The organism is Bradyrhizobium sp. LHD-71 (assembly GCF_031157255.1).
Lineage (GTDB): Bacteria > Pseudomonadota > Alphaproteobacteria > Rhizobiales > Xanthobacteraceae > P52-10.
This window is the reverse complement of the sequence record NZ_JAVIFX010000005.1, coordinates 47,390-62,141: the sequence shown is the minus strand read 5'-3', so window position 1 is coordinate 62,141 and position 14,752 is coordinate 47,390. Positions and strand designations below refer to the sequence as shown.

At 59.7% G+C, this 14,752-nt stretch carries 13 protein-coding genes and 2 pseudogenes; 4 read left to right on the top strand and 11 right to left on the bottom strand.

The features are described 5' to 3' along the window. Nucleotides 1–22: 22 nt before the first annotated feature. Both RCO31_RS06665 and RCO31_RS06660 read left to right on the top strand, forming a co-directional pair. Nucleotides 23–1,099 carry a restriction endonuclease, SacI family gene (locus RCO31_RS06665; RefSeq protein ID WP_308967462.1) on the top strand — a complete coding sequence of 359 codons (1,077 nt, stop codon included), beginning with the start codon at nt 23–25 and terminating at the stop codon, nt 1,097–1,099. After that, nucleotides 1,080–2,861: an SIR2 family protein gene (locus tag RCO31_RS06660; RefSeq protein WP_308967461.1), complete on the top strand. Its 1,782-nt coding sequence runs from the start codon at nt 1,080–1,082 to the stop codon at nt 2,859–2,861. The genes RCO31_RS06665 and RCO31_RS06660 overlap by 20 nt, the downstream gene beginning before the upstream one ends. A gap of 21 nt (nt 2,862–2,882) precedes the next feature. Here RCO31_RS06660 and RCO31_RS06655 read toward each other — a convergent pair whose 3' ends face one another. Genes RCO31_RS06655 through RCO31_RS06645 form a run of 3 tightly spaced genes read right to left on the bottom strand, consistent with a single transcriptional unit; the run spans nt 2,883 to nt 6,914 of the window. Further along, nucleotides 2,883–5,138 (bottom strand): ATP-binding protein, encoded by a 2,256-nt coding sequence (locus RCO31_RS06655; RefSeq protein WP_308967460.1) that lies wholly within the window; start codon nt 5,136–5,138, stop codon nt 2,883–2,885. Next, a complete protein-coding gene (locus tag RCO31_RS06650; RefSeq protein ID WP_308967459.1) occupies nt 5,135–5,530 on the bottom strand; it encodes a hypothetical protein in 396 nt (131 codons plus the stop codon). The genes RCO31_RS06655 and RCO31_RS06650 overlap by 4 nt, the downstream gene beginning before the upstream one ends. Next, nucleotides 5,496–6,914: a metallophosphoesterase gene (locus RCO31_RS06645; RefSeq protein ID WP_308967723.1), complete on the bottom strand. Its 1,419-nt coding sequence runs from the start codon at nt 6,912–6,914 to the stop codon at nt 5,496–5,498. Before RCO31_RS06645 ends, RCO31_RS06650 begins: the two co-directional genes overlap by 35 nt. 500 nt (nt 6,915–7,414) lie before the next feature. Here RCO31_RS06645 and RCO31_RS06640 point away from each other — a divergent pair. Continuing rightward, a pseudogene (locus RCO31_RS06640) lies at nt 7,415–8,315 on the top strand (ArdC family protein). A 5-nt stretch (nt 8,316–8,320) separates the two neighbouring features. Here the strand turns inward: RCO31_RS06640 and RCO31_RS06635 are convergent. The 5 genes and pseudogenes from RCO31_RS06635 to RCO31_RS06615 all read right to left on the bottom strand — a co-directional run bounded on the left by RCO31_RS06635 (nt 8,321) and on the right by RCO31_RS06615 (nt 11,983). Further along, nucleotides 8,321–8,863, bottom strand: a complete 543-nt coding sequence (locus tag RCO31_RS06635; RefSeq protein ID WP_308967458.1) for a hypothetical protein — start codon at nt 8,861–8,863, stop codon at nt 8,321–8,323. Nucleotides 8,864–9,238: 375 nt separating this feature from the next. After that, entirely contained in the window at nt 9,239–9,643 is a 405-nt protein-coding gene (locus RCO31_RS06630) for an IclR family transcriptional regulator C-terminal domain-containing protein (RefSeq protein WP_308967721.1), read from the bottom strand. Between the two features lie 216 nt (nt 9,644–9,859). After that, a pseudogene (locus RCO31_RS06625) lies at nt 9,860–10,201 on the bottom strand (alpha/beta hydrolase); the annotation flags it as partial. A gap of 189 nt (nt 10,202–10,390) precedes the next feature. Continuing rightward, entirely contained in the window at nt 10,391–11,359 is a 969-nt protein-coding gene (locus tag RCO31_RS06620; RefSeq protein WP_308967457.1) for a quinone oxidoreductase, read from the bottom strand. A gap of 57 nt (nt 11,360–11,416) precedes the next feature. Continuing rightward, nucleotides 11,417–11,983, bottom strand: coding sequence for a TetR/AcrR family transcriptional regulator (locus RCO31_RS06615; protein WP_308967456.1), 567 nt, complete (start codon nt 11,981–11,983; stop codon nt 11,417–11,419). On the opposite strand from RCO31_RS06615, the gene RCO31_RS06610 reads away from it, so the two are divergent. Continuing rightward, nucleotides 11,982–12,359: a pyridoxamine 5'-phosphate oxidase family protein gene (locus RCO31_RS06610; RefSeq protein WP_308967455.1), complete on the top strand. Its 378-nt coding sequence runs from the start codon at nt 11,982–11,984 to the stop codon at nt 12,357–12,359. The genes RCO31_RS06615 and RCO31_RS06610 overlap by 2 nt on opposite strands. Nucleotides 12,360–12,698: 339 nt before the next feature. On the opposite strand, the gene RCO31_RS06605 is transcribed toward RCO31_RS06610, so the two are convergent. From RCO31_RS06605 to RCO31_RS06595, 3 genes are all read right to left on the bottom strand, one after another. Continuing rightward, on the bottom strand, nt 12,699–12,938 hold the full coding sequence (locus RCO31_RS06605) for a hypothetical protein (RefSeq protein ID WP_308967454.1): 240 nt from the start codon (nt 12,936–12,938) through the stop codon (nt 12,699–12,701). A gap of 117 nt (nt 12,939–13,055) precedes the next feature. Beyond that, nucleotides 13,056–13,946, bottom strand: coding sequence for a hypothetical protein (locus RCO31_RS06600; protein WP_308967453.1), 891 nt, complete (start codon nt 13,944–13,946; stop codon nt 13,056–13,058). Nucleotides 13,947–13,959: 13 nt separating this feature from the next. Continuing rightward, a complete protein-coding gene (locus RCO31_RS06595; RefSeq protein ID WP_308967452.1) occupies nt 13,960–14,751 on the bottom strand; it encodes an ABC transporter permease in 792 nt (263 codons plus the stop codon). Nucleotide 14,752 lies beyond the last annotated feature (1 nt).

Genomic DNA, 14,752 nt, shown 5'->3' with positions numbered 1-14,752 from the left:
CAACAGCCTGGCGGCTTCCATCGTGCGCGAGGAAGCTGCCCGCGCGGCTGCGGGCGAGGCCGATCCAGTCTGGATCGGGAAGGTTGAACGCTTGTCGCAGCTATGTGCAGACGGCGTCTCCGCGACACACATCGCTTTCCTGGGAACGGCGATGCTTGCCAAGGCTGCAGACCGGAGGGCCGATCTGTTTGCCATCAAGCCCACGCACGCAAAAGACAATCCCAATGCGTTTTCCGCCCGCATCCTTTGTCATGGCGTGCTTGTTCCTCTTGCTGCCGAACTCGGATTCAACATAGGCGTCACCGGGCGCGAGCCGCTGAACAATCAGCCGTATTTCCGGATGACGAGGCTCGATGATGGCACGCCCGTTCATGCCGGTGCCCGTGCCGCATTCAACTACATGGTGGAGCTTGTCCGCGAGCTGGACGGCCTCTCGAGTGAGGCCCCGGCGCGTGACGCGTTGCGGGCTTTCATAGCCGTGCGCCTTAAGTACCAGCCGCGCTATCTCGATTTCGGGGGCGAGGCCGCCATTGCGCCTGATGCACTCACGTCCGCAATTATTCGGCTTGTGCTCGACAATTCGGAAGGCGGCAGGCGCGCGCAGGCTGTCGTAGCCGGACTGATGGACGCGGTTGCGGGGCCAACCCGCGTTGAGAGTGGTCGTATCAATGATCCCAGCCGCAAGTATCCGGGCGATGTCTGCGTGCGTTCAGCCACGAATCCTGATGCATGGGAGAAGGCACTCGAAGTGCGCGACAAGCCGGTTACTGCGGCAGACGTGCAGATATTCGGCAAGAAGTGCGTTGACCTTGGCGTTCGCGAGGCCGCCGTTGTCATGGTTTCCGAGCAGCAGGAGCGCTTAGACCGGAAAGCGCTGAATGAATGGGCCCACGGCTTTGGCATCGGCCTTACACTTTTTCAAGGATGGCCAATGTTCGTGGACCAAGCGCTCTTCTGGAGCGGCGAGCCGAAGCCTGTAGCGGCAGGTCAGGCAGTGCGCTTCATCCATCAGCGTCTTGTGGCAGTGGAGGCTTCGCCGGAGGCTGTGGCATTGTGGCAGAAGCTCGTGCGGGTAAGTCATGACCCTTTTGACGAATGATCCCCTGACGCAGCTTGCTTTTTCTATCTACGAGAACAAGGGCGTCTTCGCTGTGCTTCTCGGCTCCGGCCTGTCGCGCGCCGCAGAGATTCCGACCGGCTGGGAAATCACGCTTGACCTCATTCGGCGCGTTGCGCTCGCACAAGGAGTTCAGGATCAGATCGACTGGGCGGCATGGTATCGGGAAAAGACGGGCGAAGAGCCAAATTACTCGACCCTTCTTGAGCAACTGGCCTCGTCGCCTGAAGAACGCCGCTCCATCCTGCACAGCTATATCGAGCCGACCGAGGAAGACCGCGAGGAGGGCCGGAAGATACCGACGGCGGCGCATCATGCCATCGCGGACCTGGTGCGCGGCGGCTATATCCGTGTGATCGTTACGACGAATTTCGACCGGCTGATGGAGAACGCGCTGCGCGAACGCGGAATCGAGCCCACTGTCGTTTCGTCAGTCGATGCGCTGAACGGCGCGGAGCCGATCACGCACAGCGCCTGCTACATCCTCAAGCTCCATGGCGATTACAAGGATGCCCGCATTCTCAACACTGAAGCAGAGTTGAGCGGCTACCCTGCGCAGTACGATGCGCTTCTGGACCGAATTCTGGACGAACACGGCCTGATTGTTTGCGGCTGGTCGGGCGAATGGGATCATGCCTTGCGGGCAGCGTTTCTTCGCGCACCGAACCGCCGCTACTCCGTCTTCTGGGCATCGCGCGGCAATCCCGGCAATGGCGCACGTGCGCTTGTCGATCATCGCCGCGCTCGCGTGATTCCAATTTCCGATGCAGACAGTTTTTTCCGCGCACTCCACCAGCGCATCGAAACGCTTGAGCAAAGTCATCGCCAGAACCCTCTTAGTATCGAACTTCTGGTAAGCAGCGCGAAACGCCTTCTCGCTAAACCAGAGCACCGAATTCAACTGGATGAGCTACTTACGCAGGAAACTCAGCGCCTAAGCACCCGGCTTGACGGCGCGGAGTTCGCGGTGCCAGGAAGTTGGGATCAGGCGGTATTTCGTGCATATGTGCGCAGATATGAATCCGCAACAGAAGCGCTTGTGTGCATGACGGGCGTGCTCGGCAGATGGGGCGATGACAGTGAACTATCGCTGGTCCTCGACATAATCCGCAGCCTTTACGCTCAGGCCGAGAAGATTGGCGGCGGGCTAACGGTTTTCCTTGGTCTTCGATCCTATCCGGCGGTGCTCGTCTTCACCGCATACGGGCTTGGGCTGACCCGCGCTGGGCGATGGAAGGCGCTGCATCGGCTCTTCGACGCCGTGATCGACCGGCAACATCGCGAGCCGGTCCGCGCCGTCCAAGCGCTGTTTCTGTGGGCATGGAAAGGCACGGAAAATGATGCGTGGAAGCAGATAGAGGGATTGGAAAAGCGTAAGACGCCTCTCAGCGATCACCTACTCACATTGTTCTCGGAGTGGCATAAGAGCTTCGCCGGTCTGACGCCGGATTTTGAACTAATGTTCGAGCGCTTCGAAATGTTGGGCTCACTCGCTCACCTTGAGCGCAACGATAAGGCGAGCGTTCAGCAGGAGCTTGCAGGCGAGCCTCGCAACGGATGGGCCTGGATGTCGGTCGGCCGGGTTGGCTGGCACGAAAGCAATGCAGAAAAGCTCGTGTCCGAGCTGCAATCAGATTCGATGAAGTCAGCTCTCGCACAAGCGGGGTTTGCGAAGGGCGATCCCGAGTTTATCGACCTCTTCATCCAGAACTTCAGGCGCATGGCCGGGCGGATGCGATGGTAGTGAGACAGATGTATTTCACAACTATCCTTCGGCTGCCCAATGCTTGGCAGTGCGCATATCGATCCAATCGCAGTGAAGCTCAAGCCGTATCTCTACATTGTTCTTAGGCACAAGAAAAGACTTGAGCGGCTGAGGAATCGGAAAATAGGCGCCCCCGAACATTTCTTGAATCGGTCGCTCTAGCGGCACGGCTCCTTCGGCCCGTGGAGTTCCATTCACTTCAGCAGCTACGATCTCGTCCAGTCGAATCTCGTATTGGAACGATGCACTTACCGTGTCTGATGCTACGTACATTATTTTATTGCCTGCCCACACGACGCCGCGGCTGTCGCACTCCGGAAGCAAGTCGCCGTAGGCGCGAAAGGCGGATTCCGGAATACGGATATAGAATCCGCTGAGTTCGGTTTGGCCCGTATCGTCGATGATATGAAGGATGCGCGGCTTCTTGTCGCCTTGAGGCTGCGCATCAGCTTCCGGCTGAGCCTGACCCCCACCGCCCACTTTGACTACCTGCACATCCGAGCGCGTAACTATCTGCCTCTGGCCGCCTTTCCGTACGGTGCCAATATCGTCCTTGAGCAAAATCCACAGCTCGGAACGGCGCTTTGCCAACATCTCAAGGTTTATAGCGCCGTCTCCAAAAAACCGGGGACTCCACTTCTTCAGCGATGGACCAAGGTACTCGCGGCAGAAAGACGCGATAAGCGAATACAGCAATTGATTGAAGCCGAGGCTTTCGAGCTTAACAATTTCCTGATGACGAACGTCGACATAGATGTCGATGGGTGCCGTCCCGGTATGCTCGCGTACGAACACAGGGATGTCTTCGGTCAATTTTCCCGGCAGAAGCCGAAAATTATGAACCTCGTATGACTTGGAGATTGTCATCTCCAGTTCGCTCAAAAAAACTCGCTCAAACCGGCTCAACTCTTTGTAATGCTCCGTGCAGTCGATAATGCCATCGAACGGCTTCGCGCCGCAGAATTGCTGCAGATAGGATTGCTCTGCGTTCCTTCGAAATTGATCTGCTGAAAGCAGAACGACGATGTGGCCTCGCGCCTGCATAATCTGGTTTAGCGCCTGCTTCTGCGCAGTTCCAAAATAGACGCCAATGCCTTGTGCAGATCGCCGCTTGATGTCTCCCAGCGAAGTTTCGCTGCCATCAGCCAAACGCACACGAGCGTGGTCCAGCCCTGCCACCATGCCGCGCTTCACTACATAGCGGAATATTCTGGTGTGTTGGGCAATCCGCTCCGGTGACTCCAGCACCTTCTCGACCGCCACGCGTTCCAGGAGCGCGACTATGCGACCAAGAAGGCTGGTAGTGGTGGAGTCAAGGGAGTCGCGGCCGGCCGTCGGCATAAATCGGTCGCTGTCGAGTCGCCCTGAAACTCCAATGACCGTGCCGATTTGTGTAGCGCACAGCTTAAAGCCGCGCTTGAACGCGTCGATGGCACCGTTTTCGAACCGAATCTGTCCGACGAAGTTGATTGCCTCGTCCCCGATGCTCAAGCCCTCAATGCCTGCTATCAGGGCGTGCCCCTTGTCTTCGAACAGGCGTCCCGTAACCGCCAAATCCCCATCACGCCAGGTTTGCACACCGTCTCCAACTTCCTTCAGATTCTCCCGATCGTCTACGGCGCTGAATTTGCTTTGAGAGAGTTTTTCGCCGTCGAAGGTGACGAGGATCGGTACGAAGCGAACGAAGTCGCGAAGATACCGCCGCAGCTCATCTACGTTAGGTGTTTCACGAAGATGCCCGATTACGATAGTTCCTCGCGGCGCAGCGTCGTTACTTGACTTTACCGTTACAGAGGGAATTGCGACGCCCGACGCCTTGATGTCGTCCTGCGAGAGGCTTGTGTAAGTCCCTGACGAAGCGTCTTCCGTTTGAGAAATGACCTCCAGCTTGTCGCACACACCGAAATTGGCGAATCCGCCGATGCCGAACATACCCACGCAACCGGCCTTCTGGGCCTCGCCGGTACGTTTCCCGCTCGCCCCTATTGTCCAAAAGAAGTTCTGCAGGTCAGACGCCGTCATGCCGATGCCGTTGTCGCGCACCGTCAGCACGCGACCTTTGATGTGGACATCGATTTTGTAGCGTGGATCAGAAGGCTCAATGCCGTCCCGCAACGCCTGAATTCGGATCGCGTCGACCGCGTTCTGTACATTCTCGCGTATGAACGCCATTGGCGTTTCGTAAATCTGCTTTGAAATCGCGCGGAGAACGCTTTCAAATTCAATGCCTACCTTGAAAGAAGATGACCCGGTCATTTGGCGCCCTTTCCCGACCGCAATTGCTTCAGTTCGTCCCGGAAAGAATGGTCGCCCGTTGCTTCAACTATGCGTTGGCCGATTTGCGCGAAACCGTCCGCTGCATTCGGCGCGGCCTGTATGCCATGCAGGACCATTTTTTTGGCTTCGTCATACTCCCGCAAGTCCGCAAGAACCGAGGCCAGCGCCGCCAAATCGACTGGCTCCGCCGCGCCGTTGGCGCTCAATTCGCGATACTCCGCGACCGCTAGCCTCTTCTCAGTATCCTGATCCGAATGGGCAAGCGCCAGCGCCCGCATACGCCTGGCTTCGGTGGCAATTGCCGCCTCAGTCGATCCAAGGAGCCGTTCCGCCTGCTCACGAAGGGGGCCCCAATCCTGTTCCTCCGCCAAGCTTCGCAGAAGATCCAATGTGTGTGAGAAGGGCGTAAGCGGCTCCGCTCCCGCCAGCGCGCGCGTCCGCTTCGCGCTCGTCGAGCTTGTCAAGCAAGCCGCCATCGCTTTGCGCAGCCGTCAGCAAGATGCTCCCGTATCGTTCAATCGCCACGCCATAACGGCCGAGAAAGTCATCAAGAGACATGGAAGCGCAGAATAGTCGCAGCGGATTGCGGAGAGCCATGAACGCGACCGCTGCGGTCTTGAGTTCGCTATCAGGCTGGCTTCGCAGGACATCGAAGGAGCCAAACGCGTGAGCCTTTCCGGCTGGAATAGGCAGTTCTGCTTGCGCCTCGACCAGAAGGGCAGCCAGATAATACGCTACGGGTGACAGAGATGCGCGGTAAGCGAGAATTGCCGTTCCGAGGTGCTCCAATCCGCACACGCTCGACGTCGTGACTTCGAACGGGAATGTGTCTTTGGATTCGTAGCTAAACGCGCCATCGGTCGGTCTGTACTGAACGGTTGTCACGCGCCGCTCTGCCGCCATCACATCGAGGCTCACCATGGAATACGCGTTGTGAGTGTGACGGGAATCGAAGGACGCGCCGGCGGCCACTGTCAGACAGTGCATGGCAGACCGGCCAGCGCTGTGGGATTCCGGATCATGCAGGTGGCCGCAATGGTAAAACTGGCACACTTCCTCGATTCGCCGCTGAACAGGCCGCCGATCAAAGTCGTTGAGTAGATGGAAGGGATGGTGCCCCATTGCGACAATCAGGTGCGGATTGCCCTTCTGAGCAATGCGCAGCAGGTCGATTACCTGCCTTTCTCCCGCGAGCAGCTTGCCGTGATCTGTGATGCCGCCTTCGGATAGCCAGGCAGTGTTGACGCCGATGATTGCTATGCGGAGATCATCGACGGCGAGCGGCGACATATAGCCGAGCCGGTCGGCGGTCCAGTGCCTTTCCTGACCTGCCGAGTATGTCTCCTGGAATTTATTGTAGTGCTCTTGGCGCTGCAGCAATGTCGCCACTTCTTCCGGCGATCCCAGAAAATCATCGATGGCGTTTTCATTCTGAAGGACGTGCCGCGCTCCAGCGAAACACATCTTCTGCCGATCTCTATTTACATCGTGATTTCCCGGTATGAAGAAAATGCGCTCGCGCGGAACCCCTGTGACCTTCACGATCTCATCGAAGAACGCTGATGAGAGTTGATATTCTTCGGCCTTCCCGGAGAAAGCTAAGTCGCCGGTCGCAAGAATGAAATCAAGCCCGCCTTCTCCCTTGCATTTCCGCTCAATGCTTTTGCACATCGCGGAAAGGACGACATCCTGCTCCCACGCCTGACGCGTGCGCAAATGAAAATCTGATATTTGCAACCATCTAACGGTTCGCATGGCGGACAATGACTTTCAGTAACGAGATGCAATGCTGACCAATACGATAATGCCCAGCTTCATTACATTACAAATCTTGTTAGAGTTGTCCCGCATAGAATCCGCCGACCACTGTCTAATTCCATAATCATCCCAATCTGGCTCATTTCTCGCTGTTCGCCAATTGCGCGTGCCGCTCACGCCGCACCGGGCTCTACTCGCTGCGCTCCCGGAGCCGCTTCGCCGTCTCCGCCATCCGGTGACGATCCCTCGCGCAAGAGTGCAATGACAGCGCCGTCTTGGCGCTGACTTCCTTTCATTTGTTTGGGGACCTGCGGTCCCATGCCGTCAAGGCCAAGCCCTGCGCGTTGCTCCGGGCGGAAACCAGAGGCCGTGTCGTCGCTGCGCTCCAGCCCGCACCAAGCCCTCCGCTTTCCGGTCTTGACGGCAATCCCCTGCTCATTGGCGCGGGCCTAGTCCGGTTGCATGGCGCAACCTTTTTAAGACTAGGAGAAAGATCAATGAAAACTGATGTTTATGAGCGTATCACCAGCCGCATCGTGGCTGAACTGGAGCAGGGAGTCAGGCCCTGGCTCAAGCCGTGGAATGCAGAACACGCCTTGGGGCGCATCACGCGGCCCCTGCGTTTCAATGGCCAGCCCTATCAGGGAATCAACGTCCTGATGTTGTGGGGCGAGGCTGTTGCGAAGGGCTTTGCCGCACCGATCTGGCTGACCTTCAGGCAAGCAGCAGAGCTTGGCGCACACGTTCGCAGGGGCGAGCAGGGCAGCCTTGTCGTTTATGCCGACCGCATCCGCTGGAAGGAAACGGATGAAGCGACCGGCGAAGAGGCCGAGAGAGAGTCCGTTTCTTAAAGGCTACACCGTCTTTAACGTCGAGCAGGTCGAAGGACTGCCCGCGCATTACTACGCTGTGGCCGAGCCCCGGCTTGATTCCGTCCAGCGCATCGAGAAGGCAGACGCTTTCTTTACCGCGACCCGCGCCGACATCAGGCACGGCGGCAACATGGCGTATTACAGCGCAGCTTCCGACCATGTGCAGATGCCACCGTTCGAGTCATTCCGTGATGCAGAAAGCTACTATGCGACCCTCGCGCATGAGGTGACGCACTGGACGAAGCACGGCGAGCGGCTTGACCGCGAGTTCGGGCGCAAGCGGTGGGGCGATGAAGGTTACGCCATGGAGGAGCTTGTTGCCGAGCTTGGCGCGGCCTTCCTGTCGGCAGACCTCGACCTGACGCCGGAGCCTCGCGAAGACCATGCATCCTATATCGCCTCTTGGCTCAAGGTGTTGAAGAACGACAAGCGGGCGATCTTCACCGCAGCCTCGCACGCGCAGCGCGCCGCCGACTATCTGAACGGGTTGCAATCAGCTTCCCGGATGATGGAGGCAGCGGCATGACACAGCTAGGCTTTGACAGTCTGCTCCTCGCAGCAGCCGACGAAAACAACCGCCGCAATCTGGACCGCGAAACAGCTCACCTTCCCGGCACGATGGAGGAGGCGATTCCGTTCTACCGCCTTCTCATCCGGCAGCACCATGCCGCGATGCTTGCCGCCGATGTCGAAACTGCGATGCATTTGCGCCGGGAAGCGGGGCTCCTCGCGCGGCGTCTTAACAACGGCGAGCCGGGAATCCTTGCGGGCGAGGATGCTCCCGGCAACGTGCTCGCGCGCGGCACAGCCTCTGCGCCGGGCGCGGTGCCGCTGTGGGGGCAGGAAGGTGCGTTTGACATCGAGGTGAACGGCGTGCGCGTGCGCATCGAGATTGACGGGATGTTCGGCATCGGCAGCAGCTTCGGATACTGGCCCGGCTTCGCCGCGCACGCGGTCGATTACCTTCGTCCGTTCATCAGCGAAACAGGATACCGCAGCTTCCTCGGCATTCATGCCGATCCCACGCCGGGGCTTTTGCCCGATACGTTCGCGCAGAAGATCGTCGCCGCGCATATCAAGGGCGAGCTGAAAGGGAAGCTGCTCGCCATCGAGCCGCGCTACCGCAAACACACACATTTTTTGCGCCCTGGAATACTTCCAAGCCTCGTTAGGCGGGACCCCCGCCGCCCTGTTGCGAGATTCTTTGAGCGGGTCAGGGCGCGAACACGTCAGCGGCGATGTTGCCCTCGCGGACGCGGGCAGAGGTCTTCGAATTCCTTTCGGCTACTCTAGCGTTGGTGATGGCGTCCTTCGCACGATTTCGGTTCGTGCCGAACAACCGACTTAGTTTACAGTCTCGATCAACTCATGCGCTTTCAAGGGTGAGACGCGGGAGTCTTTTGGCGAGGTAGTCTCCGCGCACTGAAGAGCGATCGCTTTGCCTCGAACCTATTCACTCGGCAATAGGCCTCCGGTCTGAAGTGTGATTCGATCCGTCGCAGCGCGCAGCTCTTGGCCTATGGCTTTGGCCCTCTCAAGCGGTAGGTTGAGCGCGACGCCCACGATTGTTACGACGAACGCAACTCGCCCATTGGCGTCGAAAATCGGTGCCGCGATTCCATTGGCGCCGGCGATCGCCTCACCGAATACGATCGCGTAGCCGTCCTCACGCGTTCGCTCCAACCCTTTGCGGAATTCCTTTTTGGCTGTGACTGTGGATGCGGTTATCGCGGAGATCGGCACATGTGTTAACAGTTGGTCCGATTCTTTGCGCGGCAAGAACGCCATAAAACATTTGCCGCTTGCCCCGGCTGAAACGACGGTTGTCGTACCGATCGAAATGGTAATGCGCACGTCGATCGGTGGCTCCTCCTTGTCTAGGACGATCAGGCGGTGCTCTCCGAACGGCCCGATCAAGAACGTGCTCAATTCTGCGCGCTTGGCGCATGAGGCAAGCAGGGCACGAGTTGCGGCCACCACTGGAACGTCACGAGTCGCGGCTCGTGCGATCTCCAGCAATCCCAAGCCGAGGCTGTAAGTCTTCTGTGTATCGTCGAAGGCGACGAAGCTGACCGCGACGACCTTGCGCGCGTGGGCGCGTTCAGCCATGAACTCGGAGACCCGCGGCGGAATGTTCTTGTCGGCGTCGCCGTAGATGAACCAGCTCGGGATGGACTTCCAGGCAGCATTGGCCTGGCTTTCGTTCAGCGCGGCTTCGGTGATCGGGCGCTGCGTCGCGGCCATCAGCTTCGCTTCGCCGGCCGGAACGTCGGCGGCGAACTGGTCGTGAAACTTGTCCTGCTGGATGTAGAGGTCCGAGCCGCCTCCGGACAAGGCGATCGGCTTGGCGAGCGTCGGGCCGAGCGTGCTGCCCGGAAACTTGCCGGACAGTTCAACGGCGGTTTCGCTGAGCGGCCGAGATGGCGAGCAAGTGACGCCTCGTAAGTGTAAGCGATGGTGTGGACATCTACCGTTCTCCTCGTGCGGCGAAGCAACCTTCCGCACCAAGTGAGGGGTGATCGGCCAGAGTGGCTGCCATACGTTGATATGGGTGGTTAGACCCTTTGGGTCGCCGCCGGCGTCCAGCCGGCGGATTGTGTCTCACGGGATCAGCAGCAGCTTGCCCGTCGTCGCGCGGCTCGCCATGTCGGTATGGGCCATGGCCGCGTTCGCCAGTCTGTATTCACCGCCGATCCGGACGTTGAGCTTGCCCTCCAGGATCCAATCGAAAAGCCGCGCCGAATGCGACCGCAGAAGTTCAGGCGTGTGGATATGGTCGAAAAAGGTCGCGTAGCCGATCTTGATGCTCTTCGGCAGCCGCATGATGTCGAGCGGCCCGGGACCGCCGAGCACCGGCCCGTACCAGCAGAACGTCCCGGAGCGGCGGAGCGCGTCGAGCGAACCCTGGAATGTCGTGGGGCCTGAACCGTCATAGACGACATGCACACCTTCGCCGTCGGTCAGGCGCAGCACCTCTTCAGCGAACACACCTTCGGTGTCGACGACGACGTGGTCGGCGCCGGCCTGCCTGGCGACAGCCACCTTATCCCCGGATGAGACGCGGCCGATGACGCGGCCGCCCCTGAGCTTGATGATCTGGGTGAGCAGCAGGCCGACGCCGCCGGCGGCGGCATGGACAAGCGCGATGTCTCCCGGCTGCACCGGGTAGAAATCGGTGGCGAAGTGGCTCGCCGTCAGCCCCTGCATCATCACGGACGCGGCGGTTCGATCGTCGATTGCATCGGGCAGCTTCACCAGGGACTGCGCCGGGATCGAAAGGCGTTCCGTGTAGCTTCCAGGCGCATAGACCCAGGCGACGCGATCGCCGACATGAAAATCCCGCACCCCTTGCCCGACTTCGAGCACGCGGCCCGCGCCTTCCACGCCGAGCACCTTCGGATTGGGCATTTCGGTCCACGCCATGCCCTGGCGGACACCGATATCCATGAAATTGACGCCGGCCGCCGCGACTTCGACAAGCACATTTCCCGGCGCCAGGACGGGTTCGGGACGGTCCACGAACTTCATCACATCGGTGGTGCCTACACCGTTCATCACTACCGCTTTCATCGAGATCTCCTTTATTTGACTGATTGATCCAGAATTGGGAACGAAAAAAGACGAAGCTCAGCGCAAGGCGAGCATCGCATGTCGCGCGAGGCTGTTCAGTGCCTTGCGACCGGCGCCGCCGCGCGCCGCGATGCGGATGCCGGCGATGCACGCGACCAGGAAGTCGGCGATCTCGCCGGGATCACTGTCGCCGGCGAGACTTCCTTGCACCTGCGCCTCCCGGACTGCCTTCGAAATATTGGTTCGTAGTCCACGCGCGCAGGCATCCTGAATTTGTGACAATTCCGGCTTGCTGCGGCCGAATTCGCAGATTGCCGAGACGCCGAGGCAAGGCTCCATCGCCCTTTCCACGACGCGGGCAAGCATCGCGCGAATTCCGTCGACGGCGCGGGGGCCTTGCTTCAGCGCTGTCGCATGCGCGGACGTCTCGCCCACCGAATAGCGCTGCAGCGCCGCCTGGTAGAGTTGCCACTTGTCGCCGAACGTGTCGTAGAGGCTCTGACGGCCGATGCCCATCCGATCCATCAGCATGCCGGTGGAGGCGCCCTCGTAGCCATGCTCGCGAAACACCGCTATCGCGGCGTCGATCGCCATGTGCCGGTCGAATTCCTTGTGCCTTGCCATGCAACGTAACTATGGATTCTGGATCGGTCTGTCAAGAATCGTTTTCTCGGGCAGATATCTTTCAGGACCTCAACTGCCAAACCATCAAAGGAATGGCGTTTCGCCCAAGGGCAACTTTGTCGTTCTGGACAAGAAGTCGATGGCCATCGGCGAACTTCGCTCTCCCGGAACTCTACGCAACATTAGGGCAAACCCGGTGGTCGAGAGCAACTACCTCGACGTGCCCTCGCGCAGAGCCGTCCGGCTGTCAGGAACGGCTCGCTATGTGGAATGGAATACGGCGTTCGAATCTCATCCGACAGCTTGGCGAGTTGCGCCGCTGAAAGCCGCCGCTTTGCCATGGTGTCCTGGAGGAAGCCGTATTTCCAGCTATTGAAGAGGCCCCGCTCGTTGAAGAAGGCTATGGCGTGCGCGTTGAGGCTTTTCGCGATGTCTGTCTTTCGGCCTGCAATATTGAAATGCGGGTATCGACAGCCGAAACGCCCCCTGATTATATTCCATGCGCTGTTCCCCCCGTGCGACACGTTCGCGCGAAGCGACTAAGGACAAGTGCGAGGCATTCTGCTTCCGTGATCTTCTCAAACTCGAACAGCAGCTCTGAGAAAATTTTCGCCAAATAGCCGACCACTTTGCCATTGCGAAACAGCTTGCTGATGTAGCCGTTTGCCAGCACCAGATCGAGGTGATCGACGCCGGGCGCAGTGCTGCGGCACTCTTAGTCGTAATCCTTTCGCCCACTTGGTGGCGGTCGCAGGTAATTGCGGCGGCGTCGCTCGTACCCCTTTGAAACGGCGACCATCAGTTCCTTGACTTCGTGTTCTAGAAATTCGTTGGCAAGAAGGAGCGCGCGGATAGTGCTGCGCATGTCGCCGCCACACATGGCTATGGCCTCGTCCGCGGCGACGTCGAGCCGGTCAGGTTCTGGTCGTTTCTTGCCCTGAGGGTCTGCTGGCATATCGCTCTTTTCGTGCTGGCCGCCGAGATGTTCTTATTTTGTTCTCGTGCTGTCAAGGCGTCGCGCCGCAGGGTATGGGGTCTTCGGTTATGACCCAAAGCGGACTTAGAGGGCAGATCAGCCCTGCCGGCCGCACACCACCGTATTCGGTGGGGCTCGATGTAGGGGCACCAGACGCGTGAGCCGGCTTGGGTTGCCTTCAGCGAGCAAGAGGCTGCCGTCCTTGGCCCCCCAGATGCCGTGAGCTCCGTTCAGGACCGGCCGGCAACGTCCGATCAGCGTGCCGTCGGACGCAAGCTTCGTCAGCGAGGGCAGGAGATCCGTGACGAAGAGACAGCCTTCATCATCCCCCCAGATGTCGAGGGGTTGCTTGAAGCCGGTCCAGACGGTTAGCAGTACGCCATCCGGCGAGAAGACCTGCAGCCTGTCGTTCTCGCGGTCGGCGACAACAACTCGTCCGTCCGGCTGCAGCCAGATCGCATGAGCGTTCATGAACTCGCCGAGAGCGGTCCCGATCTTCCCCCAGCAGCCGCTCTGCACCTCTTCCGTGGAGAAACGGTGCACGGTCCCGGCGGCATAACCTTCGCACACATAGATCTCCCCGCCGGTCGAGATGGCAACGTCGGTTGGATGGTTGAACGGCCTATGCGGCGCATTCCGGACCCCGAGACCGCCAAGCCTGTTGCCGGAAGGATCGAAGATGAGGATCTGATGAGAATCGCGGTCAACGATGAAGAGCCGTCCATCGGGCGCGGTCGCGAGCATGTGGGCGTCGGCGATTAGTCCAGCGCCCCAGGAGGCGAGACGCGTTCCGTCCGGCGCGAGCGTTATGACGGCATCGGTCAGTTCGTCGGTCAGCGGGTCCGATCGCAGCAGAACGTGGACCTGTCCCTCCAGATCAACCGTCACGTCGGTCACCCTGGCGGGACCGGCGGGTACGTCCCCCCACGGGCGCACGATGCGGTAGTGCTGGTCGCCGAGGGCGACGATCAGTTCTCGATGGGCCATAATATGCTCTCCCTCAGACCGCCGCCATCCGCCGGAGCCCCACGAGCCGGTCGCAAGCGAACAGCGCCAGGATCGTGAGCACGATCATCACGGTCGCAACGGCGGCGAGTGTCGGGTCGGGCGACATCTCAAGCTGGTTAAGCAGCTGGATAGGCAACGTCTTCGTATGCACGTCGACGAGGAAGATGGACACCGGATAATTGTCGAAGGAGACGATGAAGGCGAAGAGCGCGCCCGAGACGAAGCCAGGAAGGATGTTGGGCACCAGCACGCGCCATAGCGCAGCAGGGTAGGCGCAGCCGAGCATCCTGGCCGCATCGACCATGGTGAAGTCGAATAGTGCGAGGCTCGCCAGCACGGTGCGCATGATGAACGGCATCGTCACGACGACATGGGCGAGCAGCAACGGGATATATCCGTCGCGCAGTCCAACCTCGCGTGCTGCGTGGAGAAAAGCGATACCGAGCACCAGTCCAGGAATCATCAGCGGCGAGATCATGAAAGTCGAGACCAGCCGCGCGCCTGGGATCGCACCACGCACGATCGCGATGGCGCACAGCGTGCCCAGCACCAGCGAGACCGCGGTAGACAGTGCCGCGATCTGCGTCGAGAGCCAGAGCGCTTTGATAATGCCGTCGGCATTTCGGATGTTCTCATACCAACGCAGGGAGAATCCCGTGGGTGGGAAGGAGAACACCGTCGAGGGCGAAAACGAGATCGGGATCACGATCGCGATCGGTGCGAGAAGGAACACCAGCACCAGAAAGAGCATCAGACCGGCGAACAGGCGCGCAAGGACGGGCATT